Origin of the sequence: Streptomyces sp. MP131-18, assembly GCF_001984575.1 — a bacterium.
GTDB classification, from domain to species: domain Bacteria; phylum Actinomycetota; class Actinomycetes; order Streptomycetales; family Streptomycetaceae; genus Streptomyces; species Streptomyces johnsoniae.
The window spans coordinates 3915599-3935314 of sequence record NZ_LZNS01000001.1 but is presented as its reverse complement, the minus strand read 5'-3'; the positions used below and the strand labels follow the sequence as shown (position 1 = coordinate 3935314).

The following is a 19716-nucleotide window of genomic DNA, read 5'->3' as shown; positions in this document are numbered from 1 at the left end:
CATCCGACAGCCGAGAACGGGGAGGCGGGAACGACGGTGGCGGAACGGAGCACGGCAACGAGCTCGTCGCAGCGTCCAGCGAGCGCCCAGCACGCCACGGACCAGGACAGCCAGGAAGCGGCCTCGTCGGCCGCGGAAGAGGCGTCCGGGGCCACCACAACACCCTCCTCACCGCCCGAGCTGCACAGCGGTCACAGACTCGCCAAGCGCTACCGCCTTGAGGAGTGCATCACCCGACTGGACGGCTTCAGCAGCTGGCGCGCCGTTGACGAGAAGCTGCGCCGCGCGGTGGGCATCCACCTGCTGCCCGCCACGCACGAACGGGCCCGCGCGGTGCTGTCCGCGGCCCGTTCCACGGCGCTGCTGGGCGACCTTCGCTTCGTGCAGGTCCTCGACGCCGTTGAGGAGAACGGGCTCGTCCACGTCATCCACGAGTGGCTGCCCGACGCGGTGCCGCTGAGTACCGTGCTGCACAGCGGCCCGCTGGACGCCCACGAGGTATACGCCCTGGCCACGCAGATCTCCCAGGCACTGTCCGCCGCCCACCGTAAGGACCTCGCCCACCTCCGCCTCACCCCGGCGACCGTACTGCGCACCGGCTCCGGCCAGTTCCGCATCCGCGGTCTCGCGGTAGACGCGGCCCTGCGCGGCATCTCCTCCCCGGACCCGCAGCGGGCCGACACGGAGGCCATCGGTGCCCTCCTGTACGCCGCGCTCACCCAGCGCTGGCCCTATGGCGAGGGTGCGTACGGGCTGAACGGCGTGGCAGGCCTCAGCAAGGGCGCACGGGACTCGCCGGCCACCCCGGAGCAGGTGCGGGCCGGTATCCACCGTGGCCTGTCCGAGCTGGCGATGCGCGCGCTCGACAACAACGGGGCCACCGCGGCCAGCCAGGAGCCGCCGTTCACGACACCGCAGGAGCTGAGCGAGGCGCTTGCCGCGCTGCCCCGCATTCCCCCGCCCGACCCGACTCCCAACGGGATCACCGGCTACCAGCACACGACCTTCCAGCGCGGGACCCTTGCCGCGGGCCGGAAGCCCCCGGCCACCCCCGCACGGCCCGCTCCCACACCGCCCGCGCCCCCGGCCCTGCCGGGTCGCACCGGCACCGCGCTGAAGTGGGGCGTGTCCGCGCTCCTGATCGCCGCGCTCGGGCTCGGCAGCTGGCAGCTCGCCGATGCCCTCCTCAAGGGCGATCCCCCCGGCGAGCCCGCGCCCCCCGCGGCCCCGCCTGCGCAGGCGGAGGACCCGCCGGCGGCCGGTCCCGTCCCGGTCCAGAGCATCTCGGAATTCGATCCGGAGGGCACCGGCAGCGGGCAGAACCCGGAGGACGCGCCCCAGGCCATCGACGACGACCCCGCCACGGCGTGGAGCACGAAGAACTACTACGGTCCCTCGTTCGGCAATCTCAAGGACGGCCTCGGTCTCATTCTCGACCTCGGGGAGCCGCAGCCGGTGTCCGGCATCACCGTCGAGGCGCTGGGGTCCACCAGCGTCGAGTTCCGCGCCGCGTCCGCCGAGACCACGTCCATGCCGTCCGGCCTCGACGACTTCGCCCCGATCGACGAGAGCACCGGGGAGTCGCTGACACTCCAGGCGGAGGAGCCGATCGAGACACAGTTCGTTCTCGTCTGGCTCACCGAACTGCCGCAGGGCAATGATGGCAACTACCGTGGCCGCATCACCGACATCACCGTCACTCGATAGCCGGGCCAGGGGACAGGGGAGGTTCCGCCGTGGGCAATGACCTGCCACGCGAGCCTGCCCTTCCCTCCGATCAGGAGCTCCTGGCCCAGCATGTCGACGGCAGCCCGGACGCCTTCGCCGAGATCGTGCGGCGGCACCGGGACCGGCTGTGGGCCGTGGCCCTCCGGACGCTCGGCGACCGTGAGGAGGCCGCCGACGCACTCCAGGACGCCTTTGTCTCCGCCTACCGCGGCGCGCATACCTTCCGCGGGCAGGCCGCCGTCACCACCTGGCTCCACCGCATCACCGTCAATGCCTGCCTCGACCGGATTCGCAAGGCCAAGAGCCGACGGACCGCCCCCATGCCCGAGCCGGAGAAACTGGAAACGCTCCTGGACCCGCACGAGTCCGCCGAAGTACCCGCCGAGCGGCAGGACCTCCGCCGCCAGCTGCACACCGCCCTCGCCCAGCTCCCTGCCGAGCAGCGCGCGGCCCTCGTTCTCGTCGATCTCCAGGGCTACCCGGTCGCCGAGGCGGCCGAGATCCTCCAGACCCCCGTCGGCACCGTCAAAAGCCGCTGCGCCCGCGCCCGTGCCCGGCTGCTCCCCCTGCTGCGCCATCTCCACCCCCGGGCATCGGGGGACGAGCCGACAAGGAACCGGGCACCCGGTACATCCGTCCCACCACCAAGAGATACGGGAGATACCGGAGCCGTGCGGGGAGGAGGCACGCACCCGTGAACGACGTCCATCCAGAGCCCGCGGACCTTGCCGCGCTCGACGAAGATCTGCTGCCGCCCGGCGAAACGGCCCGGCTGCGCGACCACCTCGCCCGCTGTCCCGCCTGTGTCGCGGTGCAGGCCGACCTGGCGGCTCTGCGTCAGGCACTGCACGAGCTGCCGGACCCCGGGCCGATGCCCGACGACATCGCGGCCCGCATCGATGCCGCCATCGCCGCGGAGTCCCGAACCGCCGCCCCGGCCGTTCCTGTTTCACGTGAAACAGCGCCTCAGCGGCTGGCCCGGCGCGACCGCCGCCACCGGCACATGCGTCTGGGGCTGGCCGCGGTCGGCGCGCTCCTCTTCCTCGGGTTCGGCGGCACGCTCCTCTCGTCCATCGATCCGGGGGGCGGCACGAGCGACGACGCCGGCGGCGGCGCCGAGTCGGCCGCCGACAGCGCCGAGCAGTTCAACGAGAGCACCGAGGGCGAGCCCCTGGAGAACCAGGTGCGCGAGCTGCTGGCCACGGCAGAGAGCAACGACCCGCTGCTCGCCGAGGGGAACGAGGAGTCCGACCCGTCCGCACCCGATCGGCCCAGCTCCGAGCCGGAAACGATGGCCGCCCTCCCTGCGTGCGTCGAGGCGGCCATCGGCCGCCCGGAGGCGCCGCTCGCCGCAGAGGAAGAGGACTACGCGGGCGTCGACGCCTATCTCGTCGTACTCCCGCACCCGGCCGACCCGGAGCAGGTCGACGCCTACGTCGTCACCGCCACCTGCGCCTCCGCCTCACCATCGGCTTCCGGAGAGATCCTCGTCCGAGAGAGCTATCCTCGCGAATGACGGTACCGCCGCGCCGGGAATGTCTGGGACCCTAAGAGCCGTTATTGGACTGTGGGCCCCGCCGGGGCCCTGGGCGAGACACCCGAGACAAGGAAGAAACCCGTGAGCGACGTCCGCAACGTGATCATCATTGGCTCAGGACCTGCGGGCTATACCGCTGCGCTCTACACAGCACGCGCCTCGCTCAACCCGCTCGTCTTCGAAGGAGCGGTCACGGCGGGCGGTGCCCTCATGAACACCACCGAGGTCGAGAACTTTCCTGGGTTCAAAGACGGCATCATGGGCCCCGATCTGATGGACGGCATGCGCGCCCAGGCGGAGCGCTTCGGCGCCGAGCTGGTGCCGGACGACATCGTCTCCGCGGATCTGACCGGCGAGATCAAGACCGTCACGGACACCAGCGGCACGGTGCACCAGGCCAGGGCCGTCATCGTGGCCACCGGCTCCCAGCACCGCAAGCTCGGCCTGCCGACGGAGGACGCCCTGTCGGGCCGCGGTGTCTCCTACTGCGCGACGTGCGACGGCTTCTTCTTCCGCGAGCAGGACATCGCGGTGATCGGCGGCGGCGACACGGCCATGGAGGAGGCCACCTTCCTCAGCCGCTTCGCCCGCACGGTCAGCATCGTCCACCGCCGGGACACGCTCCGCGCGTCCAAGGCCATGCAGGAGCGCGCCTTCGCCGATCCCAAGATCAAGTTCGTATGGGACAGCGAGGTCGCCGAAATCCACGACACCGACGGCAAGCTCTCCGGCCTGACCCTGCGCAACACCAAAAGCGGCGAGTCCACGCCGCTGGCCGTCACCGGACTTTTCGTCGCGATCGGCCACGACCCGCGCGTGGAGCTGTTCAAGGGGCAGCTCGACCTCGACGCGGAGGGCTACCTCCAGGTCGACGCCCCGACGACGCGCACCAACGTGCCGGGCGTCTTCGCCGCCGGTGACGTCGTCGACCACACCTACCGGCAGGCGATCACCGCGGCGGGCACGGGCTGTTCCGCGGCCCTGGACGCTGAGCGGTATCTCGCCGCCCTGGCCGATGCCGCATCCGTCACCTCCGACGTGACGGTCTGACCGTCGGCCCTACGAGCCAACGCCACCCAACCCCAAGGAAAGTGAAGGAGAAGCATCATGGCCGGTGCCACCGTGACCGCCACTGACGCCGACTTCGAGGAAGTAGTCCTGCGGAGCGACAAGCCGGTACTGGTCGACTTCTGGGCCGAATGGTGCCCCCCGTGCCGCCAGATCGCCCCGACTCTGGAGGCCATCGCCGCCGAGCACGCCGACAAGCTCACCGTCGTCAAGCTCAACATCGATGAGAACCCGACGACCGCGGCGAAGTACGGCATCCTCTCCATCCCGACCATGAACGTCTACCAGGGCGGCGATGTCGTGAAGACCATCGTCGGCGCCAAGCCCAAGGCTGCCATCGAGCGCGACCTCAGCGACTTCATCGGCTGAACACCGCTCCGGACAGACCACCGGGCACAGGCGGAGGGCCCGGGCCGTTTCACGTGAAACGGCCCGGGCCCTCCGCCTGTCCGGACTACGCGGCGCCCCTCGGGCGTCAGCCGGCTTCCTCTTCGTCCGGCTCTTGCTCATCCCGCTGCTGCTCCAGCACGGGCCCCTCACCCGGCGCCAGCTGGCCGAGGATGCGCTCCAGATCCTCTATCGACGCGAACTCGACGACGATCTTTCCCTTCTTCTGCCCCAGGTCCACCTTTACCCGCGTCTCGAAGCGATCCGACAGCCGGCCAGCCAGGTGATCCAGCGCCGGAGAGATCCGCTTCCCGGCCCGCGGCCCCCGGCCACGGCTGCTGCTCGCCTTCGACCCGGCCCCCTGGAGGGTGACGATCTCCTCCACGGCCCGCACCGACAGCCCTTCAGCCACGATCCGGTGCGCCAGCCGCCCCTGCTCCTCCGGGTCCTCCACGGAGAGCAGCGCCCGCGCGTGCCCGGCGGACAGGACACCCGCCGCCACCCGCCGCTGCACGGCGGGGGAGAGCCGCAGCAACCGCAGTGTGTTCGATACCTGAGGGCGAGACCTGCCGATCCGGTCCGCCAACTCGTCATGCGTGCACTTGAAGTCGCGCAGCAGCTGGTCGTAGGCCGCCGCTTCCTCCAACGGATTCAACTGAGCCCGGTGGAGGTTCTCCAGCAGGGCATCGAGGAGCATCTGATCGTCGTCGGTGGCCCGCACAATGGCCGGGATCGTGTCCAGGCCGGCCTTCCGGCAGGCGCGCCAGCGGCGCTCGCCCATGATCAGCTCGTAGCGCTCCGGGCTCAACTGCCGGACGACAACGGGCTGAAGCAGGCCCACTTCCTTGATCGAGGTGATCAGCTCGACGAGGGCGTCCTCGTCGAACACCTCGCGCGGTTGCCGGGGGTTGGGCGTAATGGCGTCCAGGGGCAGCTCGGCGAAATGCGCGCCCGCCACTTCGGCGGCCTCGGCCTCCCGCACGGGCTCCGGCTCCTCCGCCGGAGCGACCGTTGCCGTTTCACGTGAAACGGCGTCCAGCTCCTCGTCCACCTCGGACAGCGGCCCGGTGGGGATCACCACCCCGCGGTCCGCCGTCAGCACCGGCACCGCGGCCGGCGAGGTGGACGCCGAGGCCTCCGGCCCCGCGTCCCGCTGGTCGGAGCTCTTGGGCGCGGGCGGAATCAGCGCGCCAAGCCCCCGCCCAAGCCCTCTCCGTCGTTCGCTCACTGCGCTCCCTTCACCGGGTTGTGCTGGTCCTGCTGCGGCACTCCTTGCTGAGCGGATGTGCCGCGCAGCGCAATCTCCCGGGCCGCTTCGAGATACGACAGCGATCCACTGGAACCCGGGTCATACGTCAAGACAGTCTGCCCGTAGCTCGGAGCCTCCGAAATCCGGACCGACCGTGGGATGTTCGTCCGCAGCACCTCGGCCCCGAAGTGGCTGCGGACCTCGTCCGCGACCTGAGAGGCCAGGCGGGTCCGGCCGTCGTACATCGTCAGCAGAATCGTCGAGACGTGCAGCCGCGGGTTCAGGTGGCCACGCACCAGCTCAACGTTCCGCAGGAGCTGGCCGAGACCCTCCAGCGCGTAGTACTCGCACTGGATCGGAATGACCACCTCGGCGCCGGCGACCAACGCGTTGACCGTGAGCAGCCCCAGCGAGGGCGGGCAGTCGATGAACACGTAGTCCAGCGGCTGTTCGTAGGCGCTGATGGCCCGCTGCAACCTGCTCTCCCTGGCCACCACCGAGACCAGCTCGATCTCGGCGCCCGCCAGGTCGATCGTCGCGGGGGCGCAGAACAGTCCCTCGACGTCCCGGACCGGCTGGACGACGTCCGAGAGTGGCCTGCTATCGATGAGCACGTCGTAGATGGAGGGAACCTCCGCATGATGATCGATTCCCAGCGCCGTGGACGCGTTCCCCTGCGGGTCCAGGTCGATGACCAGCACGCGGGCGCCGTGCAGGGCCAGCGATGCGGCGAGGTTCACCGTGGTGGTGGTCTTGCCGACGCCGCCCTTCTGATTGGCAACGACCATGATGCGGGTCTGCGCAGGCCGGGGGAGGCTGCCGCCGGAGCGGTACATGGCCGCAACGGCCTGCTGGGCGGCCCGGCTTGGCAACTCCCCGGCGGGCGGCGGCGTCGCGGGAGCGAGGTCGACCGCGCCTCCCGGAGCGTCCGTGGGCTCGGACCGAGGGCCGGGCACCGGATCGGCCGTCGGCCCAGCAATATTGGCGTCGGACCGCAATGGTTCACTCTCCTCGACACGTGCAGCCTTCGTGGGTTCAAAGCCTGCCATGTCCTGGGGGTTACGAACCAGCGAGGAGGGCCTACTTGTGGACAACGGCCCATCTGTGGATACCGGCGACACACTTTTGGGTGTACTTCGGGGGCGACGGTCGCGTGGCTCGGCGGCTGCGCGTCCTCGACTGATGATTCCTTGGAGCAGCGAGCGGCGTTTCACGTGAAACACGATGCCCACCGGACGGCACGACACCGCGCCAGACACTCCGCGTCGTGGATATATTCGGCTCTTTTGGCGTCGCTTCGGGTGAAAAGGAGCGATCCGGCGAGCAAAGCAGCTCGCCGGATCATCAGGCGGGAGTGGTCCGGAGACCGGAGGTCACGGCGCGCGGCGGCCGGTTCGTGCGCCGCGACGCGCGGCCCTGGCCCGCTTGGCGGCGAAGCGCACACCCCCGGGGCTCTCCCCGACCTCGACCCGGACCACCGTGGACAGCGGGTCCACCAGCCCGGCACCCACGTGCAGCACGGAACTGCGCACGACGCCGAGCTTCGCCAGTGCCGCCCGCGCGCCCTTCAGCTCCTGCTCCGCGGTGTCCCCCTTGATGGCCAGCATCTCCCCGTACGGCCGCAGCAGCGGCACGCCCCAGCCGGCCAGCCGGTCGAGCGGGGCGACGGCACGGGCCGTCACGACATGGACCGGGGTGAAGCTGTTCATCACTTCCTCGGCCCGGCCACGCACCACGGTCACCTGGTCCTCCAGGCCGAGCAGCTCCACGACCTCGTTCAGGAAGTTGGTCCTGCGCAGCAGCGGCTCCAGCAGGGTGATGCGGAGATCGGGCCGCACCAGGGCCAGGGGAATACCGGGCAGTCCGGCACCCGAGCCGACATCGCACACGGTCACCTGCTCCGGGACCACCTCGGAGAGCACCGCACAGTTCAGCAGGTGCCGCCCCCACAGGCGCGGCACCTCGCGTGGGCCGATAAGCCCCCGGCCCACCCCCACATCGGCCAGGAGACCGGCGTACCGGACGGCGTCCGGCAGCCGGTCTCCGAAAACGGCATGCGCCTCCCGGGGCGGCTCGGGCACCTCCGCCGCCTCCTCGGGAGCGTCGTCCTGCCTCACGGCAGAACGACCACGCGGCGCTGCGGCTCCTCGCCCTCCGACTCGCTGCGCAGCCCCGCCGCGGCCACGGCGTCGTGCACGACCTTGCGCTCGAAGGGCGACATGGGCTTGAGCTTGACCGGCTCGCCCGTCTCCTTCACCTGCTGCGCGGTCTGACTGCCGAGCTCGGTGAGCTTCTCCCGCTTGCGCGCCCGGTGTCCGGCGATGTCCAGCATCAGCCTGCTGCGCTCGCCCGTCTCGCGGTGCACGGCCAGGCGGGTCAGCTCCTGCAAAGCCTCCAGCACCTCACCGTCGCGGCCGACGAGCTTCTGGAGATCGCGCGAGGAACCCTCGGCAACGATCGACACCGCGGCGCGGTCCCCCTCGACGTCCATGTCGATGTCGCCGTCGAGGTCCGCGATGTCGAGAAGCCCCTCAAGGTAGTCGGCCGCGATTTCACCCTCCTGTTCCAGGCGGGTGAGGACGTCGGTGTCCTCGGCTGTGGTTGAGGTCGTGTCCGTCACGGGTGGGACTCCTTCTCGCGCTCTACTTCTTGCTCTTGGCCGAAGGCTTCGGCTTGCCGGACTGGGACTTCTTCGGCTGCTGCCGACCGCCCTTCTGCTGGCCCGAACGGGACTGCTTCTTCGGCTGCCGTCCCGAGTCGGCCTGCTTCTTCGGCCCCTCATCCGGCTCGGACTGCTGCTGGTCCGGCTCCGACTGCTTGTCCAGCTGCGGGGCGGACTGGGCCTGCTTCTTGGGCTGGGTGCCGCCCGCCTGCCGCTGCGACTTCGACTGGCGCTTGGGCTGGGACCGGTTCATGCGGGCGGCCTCGCCGGCCTTCTTCGCCTCGGTCTCGGCCGGCTCCTCCTGAAGCTTGCCCTTCTTCCGCAGCCGCTCCTGGCGCTGCTTGAAGGCGAGGCTGCCGGGGGTGGGGTTGCGCGTGATGACGTACATCTGCTGGCCCATGGTCCAGACGTTGGTGGTCAGCCAGTAGACCAGGACGCCGACCGGGAAGTTGATGCCGAAGACGGCGAACATGATCGGGAAGATGTACATGAGCATCTTCTGCTGGTTCATGAACGGCGTCTTGACCGTGAGGTCGACGTTCTTCGTCATCAGCTGGCGCTGGGTGTAGAACTGCGACGCCGACATCAGGATGATCATGATGACGGTGACGACCCGCACCGTGCCCTGCGAGGCCTCGAACTCGGCAAGCTTCTCCGCACCGTCCAGGAAGCGGGCCGCGATCGGTGCCCCGAAGATCGTCGCCTGCCGTGCGCTGTCGACCTGCTCGGCGCTCAGTACGCCGACCTTTTCGTCGTTCGCGATGTGGTTCAGCACCTGGAAGAGCGCGATGAAGAACGGTGACTGCGCCAGGATCGGCAGACAGCTGGACAGCGGGTTCGTCCCCGTCTCCCGGTACAGCTTCATCATCTCTTCGGACTGACGCTGCCGGTCGTTCTTGTAGCGCTCCTGGATCTTCTTCATCCGCGGCTGGAGCGCCTGCATATTGCGCGTTGCCTTGATCTGGCGGACGAACAGCGGGATCAGCGCGATCCGGATGATGACCACCAGGGACACGATCGACAGGCCCCACGCCCATCCGCTGTCCTCGTGGAAGACGAGGCTGTATCCCCGATGGAACAGGGCGATGATTTGGGTGACTACCCAGTAAAGGGGACTCAGGATCGAGTTGATCGTGTCCACGGGTCAGGCTCCTTGGGCATTGTTGGGGGCACCCCCGGGTGAGGCGTGGGACAGGCTCCGGGGCCGCAGGCGGCCGAGCAGCCGCTGATGCCACACCGGGCGCTTGCGGGGAGGAACATGATCGACTCCACCGCGGGACCAGGGGTTGCACCGCAGGATGCGCCACGCGGTCAGGGCCGTCCCCTTGACGGCACCGTGCCGGTCGATTGCGCCGTACCCGTAGTGGGAACACGACGGGTAGTAACGGCAGACAGGGCCGAGCAGCGGACTGATGGTCCACTGGTACAGCTTGATCAGCAGCAGCAGCGGGTACTTCATGGCCGTACCCCTCCCAGCAGCCGCTCCAGCGCGGCGTCAAGGTCCCGGGCCAGCTGATCGAAGGCAGCATCCCCCGCACCAGGCAGGGCCCGTACCACCACCAGGCTACCGGCGGGCAGCGCGGTCACCCGGTCCCGTATGAGATGGCGCAGCCGCCGCAGCACGCGGTTGCGGACGACCGCGTTCCCCACGGCTTTGCTCACGACGAAACCCGCACGCGGCGGAGAAGCATGCTCTCCCACCGGGTGCGGGTCCGTACCGCCGCTCAGATGGACAACGAGGTGCGGGCGTCCGGCCCTGCGCCCTCGGCGCATCGCGGTCGCGAAGTCCTCGCGCCGCCTCAGCCGGTTTTCGACAGGCAGCACCGCATGGACCTGGTCAGCCGCTCAGGCCGACAGGCGGGCGCGGCCCTTGCTGCGGCGGTTGGCGACGATGGCGCGGCCGGCACGCGTCCGCATCCGCAGCCGGAAGCCGTGGGTCTTCGCCCGGCGCCGGTTGTTCGGCTGGAAAGTGCGCTTGCTCACTCGGGGGCTCCAGAAATTCTTCGGTGTTCCGGCACGGGCTTGCCGGGACAGGGTGTGGACCGCCGACAGCTGTCACCGTGCGCCCACGAGGATCGCAACGCCCGAGTCAGCCGCCTCACAAACCCATCGGAGGCAGGCGGCAGCATCCGTCGACGACTCGACCTCGCAACGGTACGCGCGAGGCGTCCCGCCGGTCAAACCCGGACGGCGCACCCTTGTACACACCCTGTGGACAATGACTTGATGCGCATACGCCGCGCTGACTACCGTTGCTGAACTCGGAATCCTTTCCCGACCGCATCCGCCGTCACACACGGGGGCGGCTGTCGAAGCCAGCACCACCCCTGCGAGTGAGAGAGCGTGCCTCGTGGCTGACCTACCTACAGACCTTTCCGTGGTCTGGCCACGCGCTCTGACGTCGATGCTCGCGGACGGCCAGCGCCTGGAGAACAAGGACCACCGGTGGCTCCAGGACTGCCAGCCGCTGGCCCTGGTCTCCGGCACGGCCCTGCTCGGCGTATCGAACGAGTACGCCAAGAGCGTGCTCGAGGGCCGGCTCGCCCCGCTGATCAGCGAGACGCTCAGCCGGGAGTGCGGCCAGCCCATCCGCCTGGCGATCACCGTCACCGCGCCGCCGCCCGAGACGCTGCCGCAGCCACGGCAGCCGGCCGAGCAGAGCGGGCCGAGCGGGCCGGTGGCCGGGGAACGGCGCGGCCCGTACGGCGGGGACGGCTATCACGGGCCGCCCACCGCGCGCGCCGCCTACCCAGGCCACCCGATGGCCCCCCGGCCCGTGCCGCGGCCGGTGAGCTGGGGGCAGCGCAGCGACTACCCCGGGTACGGACGCCCGGAACCGTACGAGCAGCGCTACGACGAGCAGTCCTACGAGGACCAGCGGTATGACGAGCAGCGCTACGAAGATCAGCGGTACGAGGATCAGCAACGGTACGCGGCGCCCGGGCCCGCACCCGTGCCGCAGCAGGCCACGCCCGCGAACTCCGGCGGCCCGCCGGAGCCGACCGCCCGGCTGAACCCGAAGTACCTCTTCGACACGTTCGTCATCGGTGCGTCCAACCGCTTCGCCCACGCCGCGGCCGTCGCGGTGGCCGAGGCCCCGGCCAAGGCGTACAACCCGCTGTTCATCTACGGCGAGTCCGGACTGGGCAAGACGCATCTGCTGCACGCGATCGGCCACTACGCCCGGAGCCTGTACCCGGGCACGCGGGTGCGGTACGTCAGCTCCGAGGAGTTCACGAACGAGTTCATCAACTCCATCCGCGACGGCAAGGCGGACGCCTTCCGCAAGCGCTACCGCGATATGGACATCCTCCTCGTCGACGACGTGCAGTTCCTGGCGAGCAAGGAGTCGACGCAGGAGGAGTTTTTTCACACCTTCAACACGCTGCACAACGCGAACAAGCAGATCGTGCTCTCCTCCGACCGGCCGCCGAAGCAGCTGATCACCCTGGAGGACCGCCTGCGGAACCGCTTCGAGTGGGGGCTGATCACCGACGTCCAGCCGCCGGAGCTGGAGACCCGCATCGCGATCCTGCGCAAGAAGGCCGTGCAGGAGCAGCTGAACGCGCCGCCCGAGGTGCTGGAGTTCATCGCCTCGCGGATCTCCCGCAACATCCGGGAGCTGGAGGGCGCGCTGATCCGCGTCACGGCCTTCGCCAGCCTCAACCGGCAGCCGGTGGACCTGGGACTCACCGAGATCGTGCTGAAGGACCTGATCCCCGGCGGTGAGGAGGCCGCCCCGGAGATCACCGCGGACGCGATCACCTCGGCCGTCGCCGACTACTTCGGCCTGACCGTCGACGATCTGGCGGGCTCCTCGCGCAGCCGCATCCTGGTCACCGCCCGGCAGATCGCCATGTACCTGTGCCGGGAGCTGACCGACCTGTCGCTGCCCAAGATCGGCCAGCACTTCGGCGGGCGCGACCACACCACCGTCATGCACGCGGACCGGAAGATCCGCGCCCTGATGGCCGAGCGGCGGTCCATCTACAACCAGGTCACCGAGCTCACCAACCGCATCAAGAACGGCTGATCCGCCCGCCGCGCGCCCCGCTCACCACCCGCTCGCCGCCCGTTCGTTCCCCAGCGCCCCCGAGGACACCTCGGGGGCGCTGTTCGATTACTGCCGGGACACCCCCCGTTCTCCACAGATCTGCCGGATTTTTTCCGTCCACACCCTGTGGGAAGGGCGTGTCGTCCAGAACCTCGTCCACAGGGAGCCGAGAAAATCGGTAGACGCCCAGGTCAGGTGCTTGTGGAAGTGTGGAGGGCCGTGATCCACAGCTGTGGACGGAGCCGAGGGCTCGGCGGCGGGCCGGAGCGTTGTCCACCGCCCGCCCACAGGCAAAGGGCAGTTGTACACAGTCGGTCCACAGGGTTGTCCACTGTTCGGCAACACAACGCGCGCTCTCACCGGGACGAGTGAAACAGGTCACAGTGGGCGCCGCAGGAGCCTGTTGAGAACGGCCCGGATTCTGGGGACGGACCTGTTGAGAAGTACGGGTCTCCTGGGGATGGCCTGTGCACAACGCGGCGGCGTCCACAGGGACCCCCCGTTCATCCACCGGTCCACCCACAGGGCCTGTGCACAAAATCTGGGCGGTGACCTGGGCAAACGAGGTTTTCCACGGTTTCCACAAGCCCTACTACTACGACTACGGATATAAGCCGCTGGACTCGATTCGAAGTGGGCCCTGTGCACAACTCGGCCGGCGACGTCCTACCCGCCTCACATCGATTTGACTCGCGGAAGCCCCTACTGTCAGTGCCGTGCGTCAGACTGGTGGCCCGTAAGAAGCCATCAGGCGAGCAGCCAGCGACAGCAGGAGGCGGCTGAAGTGAAGATCCGGGTGGAACGCGATGTGCTCGCGGAGGCGGTGGCCTGGGCCGCCCGCAGCCTGCCGGCCCGACCGTCGGTGCCCGTTCTCGCGGGCCTGCTGCTGAAGGCCGAGGAGGGGGCGCTCAGCCTCTCCGGCTTCGACTACGAGGTCTCGGCCCGCGTCTCGGTCGAGGTGGACGTCGAGGAGGGCGGCACGGTCCTGGTCTCCGGTCGGCTGCTCGCCGACATCTGCCGCGCCCTGCCGAACCGGCCGGTGGAGATCTCGTCCGACGGAGTGCGGGTGACCGTGGTCTGCGGCTCCTCCCGGTTCACCCTCCACACCCTGCCGGTGGAGGAGTACCCGGCGCTGCCGCAGATGCCGAGCGCGACCGGCGCGATCTCCGCAGAGGTCTTCGCCGCCGCGGTCTCCCAGGTGGCCATCGCCGCGGGCCGCGACGACACGCTGCCGGTGCTGACGGGCGTGCGCATCGAGATCGAGGGCGACTCGGTGACCCTGGCCTCCACTGACCGGTACCGGTTCGCGGTGCGCGAGTTCCTCTGGAAGCCGGAGACGCCCGACATCTCCGCCGTGGCGCTCGTCCCGGCCAAGACGCTGCTCGACACCGCCAAGTCGCTCAGCGGCGGGGACACGGTCTCCCTGGCGCTGTCGGGGGCGGGCGCGGGCGAGGGCCTGATCGGCTTCGAGGGCGCCGGGCGGCGGACCACGACCCGGCTGCTCGAGGGCGACCTGCCGAAGTACCGGACGCTGTTCCCCACGGAGTTCAACTCGGTGGCCGTCATCGAGACGGCGCCGTTCGTCGAGGCGGTCAAGCGCGTGGCGCTGGTCGCCGAGCGCAACACGCCGGTGCGGCTGAGCTTCGAGCAGGGCGTGCTGATCCTGGAGGCGGGGTCCAGTGACGACGCACAGGCTGTGGAGCGCGTGGACGCCCAGCTGGAGGGCGACGACATCTCCATCGCGTTCAACCCCGGCTTCCTGCTCGAGGGCCTGAGCGCGATCGACTCCCCGGTGGCGCAGCTGTCGTTCACGACGTCGACGAAGCCGGCCCTGCTGAGCGGCCGGCCCGCGGTCGACGCGGAGGCGGACGAGTCCTACAAGTACCTGATCATGCCGGTGCGGCTGAGCGGCTGAGGCGGTCGTCCAGGGCGTTGACCAGCTCTGTTGAGCGGCGGGACCCCACAGGTGTGCACGGGGGCGCGGGCGTAGGCTCGGCTTCAGGCCATATCGCTATGAAGGAGTCCCCCATGCAGCTCGGTCTCGTCGGCCTCGGCAAGATGGGCGGGAATATGCGCGAGCGCATCCGCCGGGCCGGTCACACCGTGGTCGGGTACGCGCCGGACACCCCGTCCGCCGATGTCCACAGCCTGCGGGACATGGTGGACGCCCTGGCGGCGCCGCGCGTCGTCTGGCTGATGGTGCCGGCGGGGGCGGTCACCCAGTCGGTGATCGACGAGCTGTCCGCGCTGCTGTCCGAGGGGGACGTGGTGGTCGACGGGGGCAACTCCCGTTGGACGGACGACGCCAAGCACGCCGAGGAGCTGGCCGCCCGGGGCATCGGCTTCGTGGACTGCGGGGTCTCCGGGGGCGTGTGGGGCCTGGAGAACGGCTACGCGCTGATGTACGGCGGTGCGGCCGAGCACGTGGCCAAGGTGCAGCCGGTCTTCGACGCGCTGAAGCCGGCGGCGGACGCCGGTGCCGTGCACGCGGGGAAGGTCGGGGCCGGGCACTTCGCGAAGATGGTCCACAACGGCATCGAGTACGCGATGATGCAGGCGTTCGCCGAGGGCTGGGAGCTGCTGGAGTCGGCCGACACGGTGACCGACGTGCGGGAGGTGTTCCGCTCCTGGCAGGAGGGCACGGTGATCCGCTCCTGGCTGCTGGACCTGGCGGTGCGGGCGCTGGACGACGACGAGCACCTGGACCAGCTGCGCGGGTACGCGGCCGATTCGGGCGAGGGGCGCTGGACGGTGGAGGCGGCGATCGACCACGCGGTGCCGCTGCCGACGATCACGGCCTCGCTGTTCGCGCGGTTCTCCTCGCGGCAGGACGACTCGCCGCAGATGAAGATGGTGGCCGCGCTCCGAAAGCAGTTCGGCGGGCACGCCGTCGAGAGCCCCAAGTAGCCGCCGGGTTGTGCGGGGCGGCGCCGCGCGGCGCCGGGAAGCAGACAGGCGCCGGTCGGGCGCGGTATCCGGGAGGTTGGCCCTAGGTGCACGTCACGCATCTGTCGCTCGCCGATTTCCGGTCCTATGCACGGGCCGAGGTCGCGCTCGGGCCCGGCGTCTCCACGTTCATCGGGCCGAACGGGCAGGGCAAGACCAATCTCGTGGAGGCCGTCGGCTACCTCGCGACGCTGGGCAGCCACCGGGTCTCCTCCGACGCGCCGCTGGTGCGGATGGGCGCGGACCGCGCCGTGGTGCGGGCCGCGGTGACGGAGGGCGGCCGGCAGCAGCTGGTCGAGATCGAGGTGAATCCGGGCCGGGCCAACCGCGCGCGGCTCAACCGTTCGGCGCAGGTGCGTCCGAGGGACGTGCTCGGGGTGGTGCGGACGGTGCTGTTCGCGCCCGAGGACCTGCACTTGGTGAAGGGCGACCCGGGGGAGCGCAGGCGGTTCCTCGACGAGCTGATCACGGCGCGGGTGCCGCGGCTCGCGGGGGTGCGGGCGGACTACGAGCGCGTGCTGAAGCAGCGAAACGCCCTGCTGAAGTCGGCCGCGATGGCGCGCCGGCACGGCGGCCGCGGCGTCGACCTGTCGACGCTCGACGTGTGGGATCAGCATGTGGCGCGGTCGGGGGCCGAGTTGCTGGCGCAGCGGCTTTCGCTGGTGGAGGCGCTGCGGCCGTTGGCGGACAAGGCGTACGACCAAGTGGCGCCCGGCGGCGGCCCGGTGGGTCTCGACTACCGCGGGGTGGCGGAGGGCGCGGTGCCGCGCGAGGAGTTGTACGGGCTGCTGCTGGGGGCGCTCGGGGAGGCGCGTGCGCAGGAGATCGAGCGCGGGGTGACGCTTGTCGGCCCGCACCGCGACGATCTGGTGCTGCGGCTCGGGGAGTTGCCCGCGAAGGGGTACGCGAGCCATGGCGAGTCGTGGTCGTTGGCGCTCGCGCTGCGGCTTGCGTCGTACGAGCTGCTGAAGGCCGAGGGGCCCGAGCCGGTGCTGGTGCTGGACGACGTCTTCGCCGAGCTGGACGCACAGCGGCGGGAGCGGCTGGCCGAGCTGGTGGCGCCGGGCGAGCAGGTGCTGGTGACGGCGGCCGTACCGCAGGACGTTCCCATGGCGCTGATGGGCGCCAGGTTCTCGGTGGCGGGCGGGAGCGTGGACCGTGAGTGAGGGTGCGGGCGCGGAGGGTTCCGCGGCGCGGGAGTCCGGCGGGAGGCAGCCGGAGCCGTCCGGCGTGGACCTGGCGCGGGTGGCGCTGCGCGCGGCGCGGGAGCAGGCGCGCGAGCGCGGGGCGATGGTGCAGCAGCGCAGGCAGGCGCGGCGCGGTGGGCTGCGCTCCGGGGCGCGTCCCGGCGGGCGCGACCCGTTGCCCCTGGGCGCCGCGGTGGAGCGGCTGACGGTGGAGCGCGGCTGGGAGATGCCGCTGGCCGTGGGGGGCGTGCTGGGGCGGTGGCCGGAGTTGGTCGGCCCCGAGGTGGCGCAGCACTGCGGTCCCGAAGGGTACGACGAGGAGTCGCGCGTGCTGACCGTGCGGTGCGATTCGACGGCGTGGGCGACGCAGCTGCGGCTGCTGGCCCCGCAGTTGCTGCGCCGGCTGAACGGGGATCTGGGCCGGGGCACGGTGACGTCGCTGAAGGTGCTGGGGCCCGCGGCGCCGGTGCGGCGGGCGGGGCGGCTGCGGGCGCCGGGCAGCCGTGGGCCGGGCGACACCTACGGCTGAGCGGGCCGCCGAGGGCGTCCCTGAGGGTCCGGAGCGGCGGGCGGACGGGAGTGCCGCGGGGTGCGGGAGTGATGCCGGTCACGTTCCCAGAGGTTGACAGGCCGAAGCGCTGAGCGCCGTTGTGAGCGGATCAGGGGCCCAGGTCGCATATGGGGAGTCATCGGATGGCAGTTCAGGGCGGCACATGCGGACTCAGGGCCCGGCAAACCGTCATTACGGTTGGCGCTACCGGTAGACTGGAGTGACCCGCCCCCGTTGCGGACCATGTCGAACGACACAGCCGCTCCCTTGTGCCGGAGTTGGCTCGTGCTGTGCCAGAAAGGGCGCTTCGTGGCCGATTCCGGCGATGCCAACAACAACACTCCCAGCTCGGCCGCGTCCGCAGACGGGCTTCCCTCCTACGACGCCAGTGCGATCACGGTGCTGGAGGGGCTGGACGCGGTACGCAAGCGGCCGGGCATGTACATCGGGTCGACCGGCGAGCGTGGTCTGCATCACCTCGTGACCGAGGTCGTGGACAACTCTGTGGACGAGGCCCTGGCCGGGCACGCGGACACGATCGCCGTGACGCTGCTGGCCGACGGCGGAGTCCGGGTCGTGGACAACGGGCGCGGTATCCCGGTGGGCATGGTGCAGTCCGAGGGCAAGCCGGCCGTCGAGGTGGTGCTGACGGTGCTGCACGCCGGCGGCAAGTTCGGCGGCGGCGGGTACGCGGTGTCGGGCGGCCTGCACGGGGTGGGCGTCTCCGTGGTGAACGCGCTGTCGCAGAAGGTGGCGGTGGAGGTCCGCACGGACGGCTACCGCTGGACGCAGGACTACAAGCTCGGGGTGCCCACGGCGCCGCTCCAGCGGAACGAGGCGACTGCCGAGACGGGCACGACGGTCACCTTCTGGGCGGACGGCGACATCTTCGAGACGACGGTCTACTCGTTCGAGACGCTGTCGCGCCGTTTCCAGGAGATGGCGTTCCTCAACCGCGGGCTGACGATCTCGCTCACGGACGAGCGGGCGGCGGCGAAGCAGACCTCGGGCGCGGACACGGCGGCCTCGGACGGCGACGACCAGCCGCGTTCCGTGACCTACCACTACGAGGGCGGCATCGCGGACTTCGTGCGCCACCTCAACTCCCGCAAGGGCGAGCCGGTGCACCCCTCGGTCATCGAGATCGAGTCGGAGGACACCGAGCGCAAGATCTCCGTCGAGATCGCGATGCAGTGGAACAACCAGTACAGCGAGGGCGTGTACAGCTTCGCGAACACGATTCACACCCACGAGGGCGGCACGCACGAAGAGGGCTTCAGGGCGGCGATGACCCAGCTGGTCAACAAGTACGCCAGGGAGAAGAAGCTGCTGCGCGAGAAGGACGACAACCTCGCGGGCGAGGACATCCGCGAGGGGCTGACCGCGATCATCTCCGTGAAGCTCGGTGAGCCGCAGTTCGAGGGCCAGACGAAGACGAAGCTGGGCAACACGGAGGCGAAGACCTTCGTGCAGCGGATCGTGTACGAGCACCTCTCCGACTGGCTCGACCGCAATCCGACCGAGGCCGCCGACATCATCCGCAAGAGCATCCAGGCGGCCACCGCCCGGGTCGCCGCCCGCAAGGCGCGCGACCTCACGCGCCGCAAGGGTCTGCTGGAGACGGCCTCGCTGCCGGGCAAGCTCAGCGACTGCCAGTCCAATGACGCGGCGCAGTGCGAGATCTTCATCGTGGAGGGTGACTCGGCGGGCGGCAGCGCCAAGTCCGGCCGCGACCCGCAGTACCAGGCGATCCTCCCCATCCGCGGCAAGATCCTGAACGTGGAGAAGGCCAGGATCGACAAGGTGCTTCAGAACACCGAGGTCCAGGCGCTGATCTCGGCCTTCGGCACGGGCATCCACGAGGACTTCGACATTTCCCGGCTCCGCTACCACAAGATCATCCTCATGGCGGACGCCGACGTCGACGGCCAGCACATCAACACCCTGCTGCTCACGCTGCTGTTCCGCTTCATGCGCCCGCTGGTCGAGTCCGGCCACGTGTACCTCTCGCAGCCGCCGCTCTACAAGATCAAGTGGGGCCGCGACGAGTTCGAGTACGCCTACTCCGACCGCGAGCGCAACAGCCTGATCCAGCTCGGCCGCGAGCGCGGCAAGCGCATCAGGGAGGACTCGATCCAGCGCTTCAAGGGCCTCGGCGAGATGAACGCCGAGGAGCTGCGGGTGACCACCATGGACCGCGCGCACCGCGTGCTGCGCCTGGTCACGCTGGACGACGCGGCGGCGGCCGACGACCTCTTCTCGATCCTCATGGGCGAGGACGTGGAGGCCCGCCGGTCGTTCATCCAGCGCAACGCCAAGGACGTCCGTTTCCTGGACATCTGAACGGC

The 19716-nt window shown here is 70.1% G+C and carries 19 protein-coding genes; 11 read left to right on the top strand and 8 right to left on the bottom strand.

Going from position 1 to position 19716, the window contains the following annotated elements:
* The first annotated feature begins 36 nt into the window (after positions 1–36).
* The 5 genes from STBA_RS17610 to trxA all read left to right on the top strand — a co-directional run bounded on the left by STBA_RS17610 (position 37) and on the right by trxA (position 4702).
* Positions 37–1707, top strand: coding sequence for a protein kinase family protein (locus STBA_RS17610; RefSeq protein ID WP_077060161.1), 1671 nt, complete (start codon positions 37–39; stop codon positions 1705–1707).
* Between the two features lie 29 nt (positions 1708–1736).
* Positions 1737–2426, top strand: a complete 690-nt coding sequence (sigM, locus tag STBA_RS17605) for an RNA polymerase sigma factor SigM (RefSeq protein WP_253194801.1) — start codon at positions 1737–1739, stop codon at positions 2424–2426.
* Positions 2423–3244 carry a hypothetical protein gene (locus STBA_RS17600; RefSeq protein ID WP_077060160.1) on the top strand — a complete coding sequence of 274 codons (822 nt, stop codon included), beginning with the start codon at positions 2423–2425 and terminating at the stop codon, positions 3242–3244. Before sigM ends, STBA_RS17600 begins: the two co-directional genes overlap by 4 nt.
* A 102-nt stretch (positions 3245–3346) precedes the next feature.
* Positions 3347–4315 (top strand): thioredoxin-disulfide reductase, encoded by a 969-nt coding sequence (trxB, locus tag STBA_RS17595; protein WP_077060159.1) that lies wholly within the window; start codon positions 3347–3349, stop codon positions 4313–4315.
* 57 nt (positions 4316–4372) lie between these two features.
* A complete protein-coding gene (gene trxA / locus STBA_RS17590; RefSeq protein ID WP_077060158.1) occupies positions 4373–4702 on the top strand; it encodes a thioredoxin in 330 nt (109 codons plus the stop codon).
* 106 nt (positions 4703–4808) lie between these two features.
* Here trxA and STBA_RS17585 read toward each other — a convergent pair whose 3' ends face one another.
* The 8 genes from STBA_RS17585 to rpmH form a co-directional block, all read right to left on the bottom strand.
* Positions 4809–5948 (bottom strand): ParB/RepB/Spo0J family partition protein, encoded by a 1140-nt coding sequence (locus STBA_RS17585; protein WP_077060157.1) that lies wholly within the window; start codon positions 5946–5948, stop codon positions 4809–4811.
* Positions 5945–7018, bottom strand: coding sequence for a ParA family protein (locus tag STBA_RS17580; protein ID WP_077060156.1), 1074 nt, complete (start codon positions 7016–7018; stop codon positions 5945–5947). The genes STBA_RS17585 and STBA_RS17580 overlap by 4 nt, the downstream gene beginning before the upstream one ends.
* A gap of 324 nt (positions 7019–7342) precedes the next feature.
* Entirely contained in the window at positions 7343–8086 is a 744-nt protein-coding gene (gene rsmG, locus STBA_RS17575) for a 16S rRNA (guanine(527)-N(7))-methyltransferase RsmG (RefSeq protein ID WP_077060155.1), read from the bottom strand.
* A complete protein-coding gene (locus tag STBA_RS17570) occupies positions 8083–8589 on the bottom strand; it encodes a R3H domain-containing nucleic acid-binding protein (protein ID WP_077060154.1) in 507 nt (168 codons plus the stop codon). The genes rsmG and STBA_RS17570 overlap by 4 nt, the downstream gene beginning before the upstream one ends.
* Positions 8590–8611: 22 nt before the next feature.
* On the bottom strand, positions 8612–9763 hold the full coding sequence (gene yidC, locus STBA_RS17565; RefSeq protein ID WP_077063397.1) for a membrane protein insertase YidC: 1152 nt from the start codon (positions 9761–9763) through the stop codon (positions 8612–8614).
* 12 nt (positions 9764–9775) lie between these two features.
* Positions 9776–10090 (bottom strand): membrane protein insertion efficiency factor YidD, encoded by a 315-nt coding sequence (yidD, locus tag STBA_RS17560; RefSeq protein ID WP_077060153.1) that lies wholly within the window; start codon positions 10088–10090, stop codon positions 9776–9778.
* A complete protein-coding gene (gene rnpA, locus STBA_RS17555) occupies positions 10087–10455 on the bottom strand; it encodes a ribonuclease P protein component (protein WP_077060152.1) in 369 nt (122 codons plus the stop codon). Before rnpA ends, yidD begins: the two co-directional genes overlap by 4 nt.
* Before the next feature lie 21 nt (positions 10456–10476).
* Positions 10477–10614: a 50S ribosomal protein L34 gene (rpmH, locus tag STBA_RS17550; protein ID WP_016906158.1), complete on the bottom strand. Its 138-nt coding sequence runs from the start codon at positions 10612–10614 to the stop codon at positions 10477–10479.
* 367 nt (positions 10615–10981) lie between these two features.
* On the opposite strand from rpmH, the gene dnaA reads away from it, so the two are divergent.
* The 6 genes from dnaA to gyrB all read left to right on the top strand — a co-directional run bounded on the left by dnaA (position 10982) and on the right by gyrB (position 19711).
* The gene (dnaA, locus tag STBA_RS17545; RefSeq protein ID WP_077060151.1) at positions 10982–12664 is read left to right on the top strand and encodes a chromosomal replication initiator protein DnaA; all 1683 of its coding nucleotides are present in this window, start codon (positions 10982–10984) and stop codon (positions 12662–12664) included.
* An 805-nt stretch (positions 12665–13469) separates the two neighbouring features.
* Positions 13470–14600: a DNA polymerase III subunit beta gene (gene dnaN, locus STBA_RS17540; protein ID WP_077060150.1), complete on the top strand. Its 1131-nt coding sequence runs from the start codon at positions 13470–13472 to the stop codon at positions 14598–14600.
* A gap of 113 nt (positions 14601–14713) precedes the next feature.
* The gene (gnd, locus tag STBA_RS17535) at positions 14714–15592 is read left to right on the top strand and encodes a phosphogluconate dehydrogenase (NAD(+)-dependent, decarboxylating) (RefSeq protein ID WP_077060149.1); all 879 of its coding nucleotides are present in this window, start codon (positions 14714–14716) and stop codon (positions 15590–15592) included.
* Positions 15593–15678: 86 nt separating this feature from the next.
* Positions 15679–16797, top strand: a complete 1119-nt coding sequence (gene recF / locus STBA_RS17530; RefSeq protein ID WP_077060148.1) for a DNA replication/repair protein RecF — start codon at positions 15679–15681, stop codon at positions 16795–16797.
* Positions 16790–17347: a DciA family protein gene (locus STBA_RS17525; protein WP_077060147.1), complete on the top strand. Its 558-nt coding sequence runs from the start codon at positions 16790–16792 to the stop codon at positions 17345–17347. The genes recF and STBA_RS17525 overlap by 8 nt, the downstream gene beginning before the upstream one ends.
* A gap of 306 nt (positions 17348–17653) precedes the next feature.
* Positions 17654–19711 (top strand): DNA topoisomerase (ATP-hydrolyzing) subunit B, encoded by a 2058-nt coding sequence (gene gyrB, locus STBA_RS17520; protein ID WP_077060146.1) that lies wholly within the window; start codon positions 17654–17656, stop codon positions 19709–19711.
* The last annotated feature ends 5 nt before the right edge of the window (positions 19712–19716 follow it).

Coding starts and splice junctions, on each gene's coding strand:
- trxA (WP_077060158.1), top strand. CDS start 4,373: ATGGCCGGTGCCACCGTGACCGCCACTGACGCCGACTTCGAGGAAGTA.
- STBA_RS17580 (WP_077060156.1), bottom strand. CDS start 7,018: ATGGCAGGCTTTGAACCCACGAAGGCTGCACGTGTCGAGGAGAGTGAA.
- yidD (WP_077060153.1), bottom strand. CDS start 10,090: ATGAAGTACCCGCTGCTGCTGCTGATCAAGCTGTACCAGTGGACCATC.
- gnd (WP_077060149.1), top strand. CDS start 14,714: ATGCAGCTCGGTCTCGTCGGCCTCGGCAAGATGGGCGGGAATATGCGC.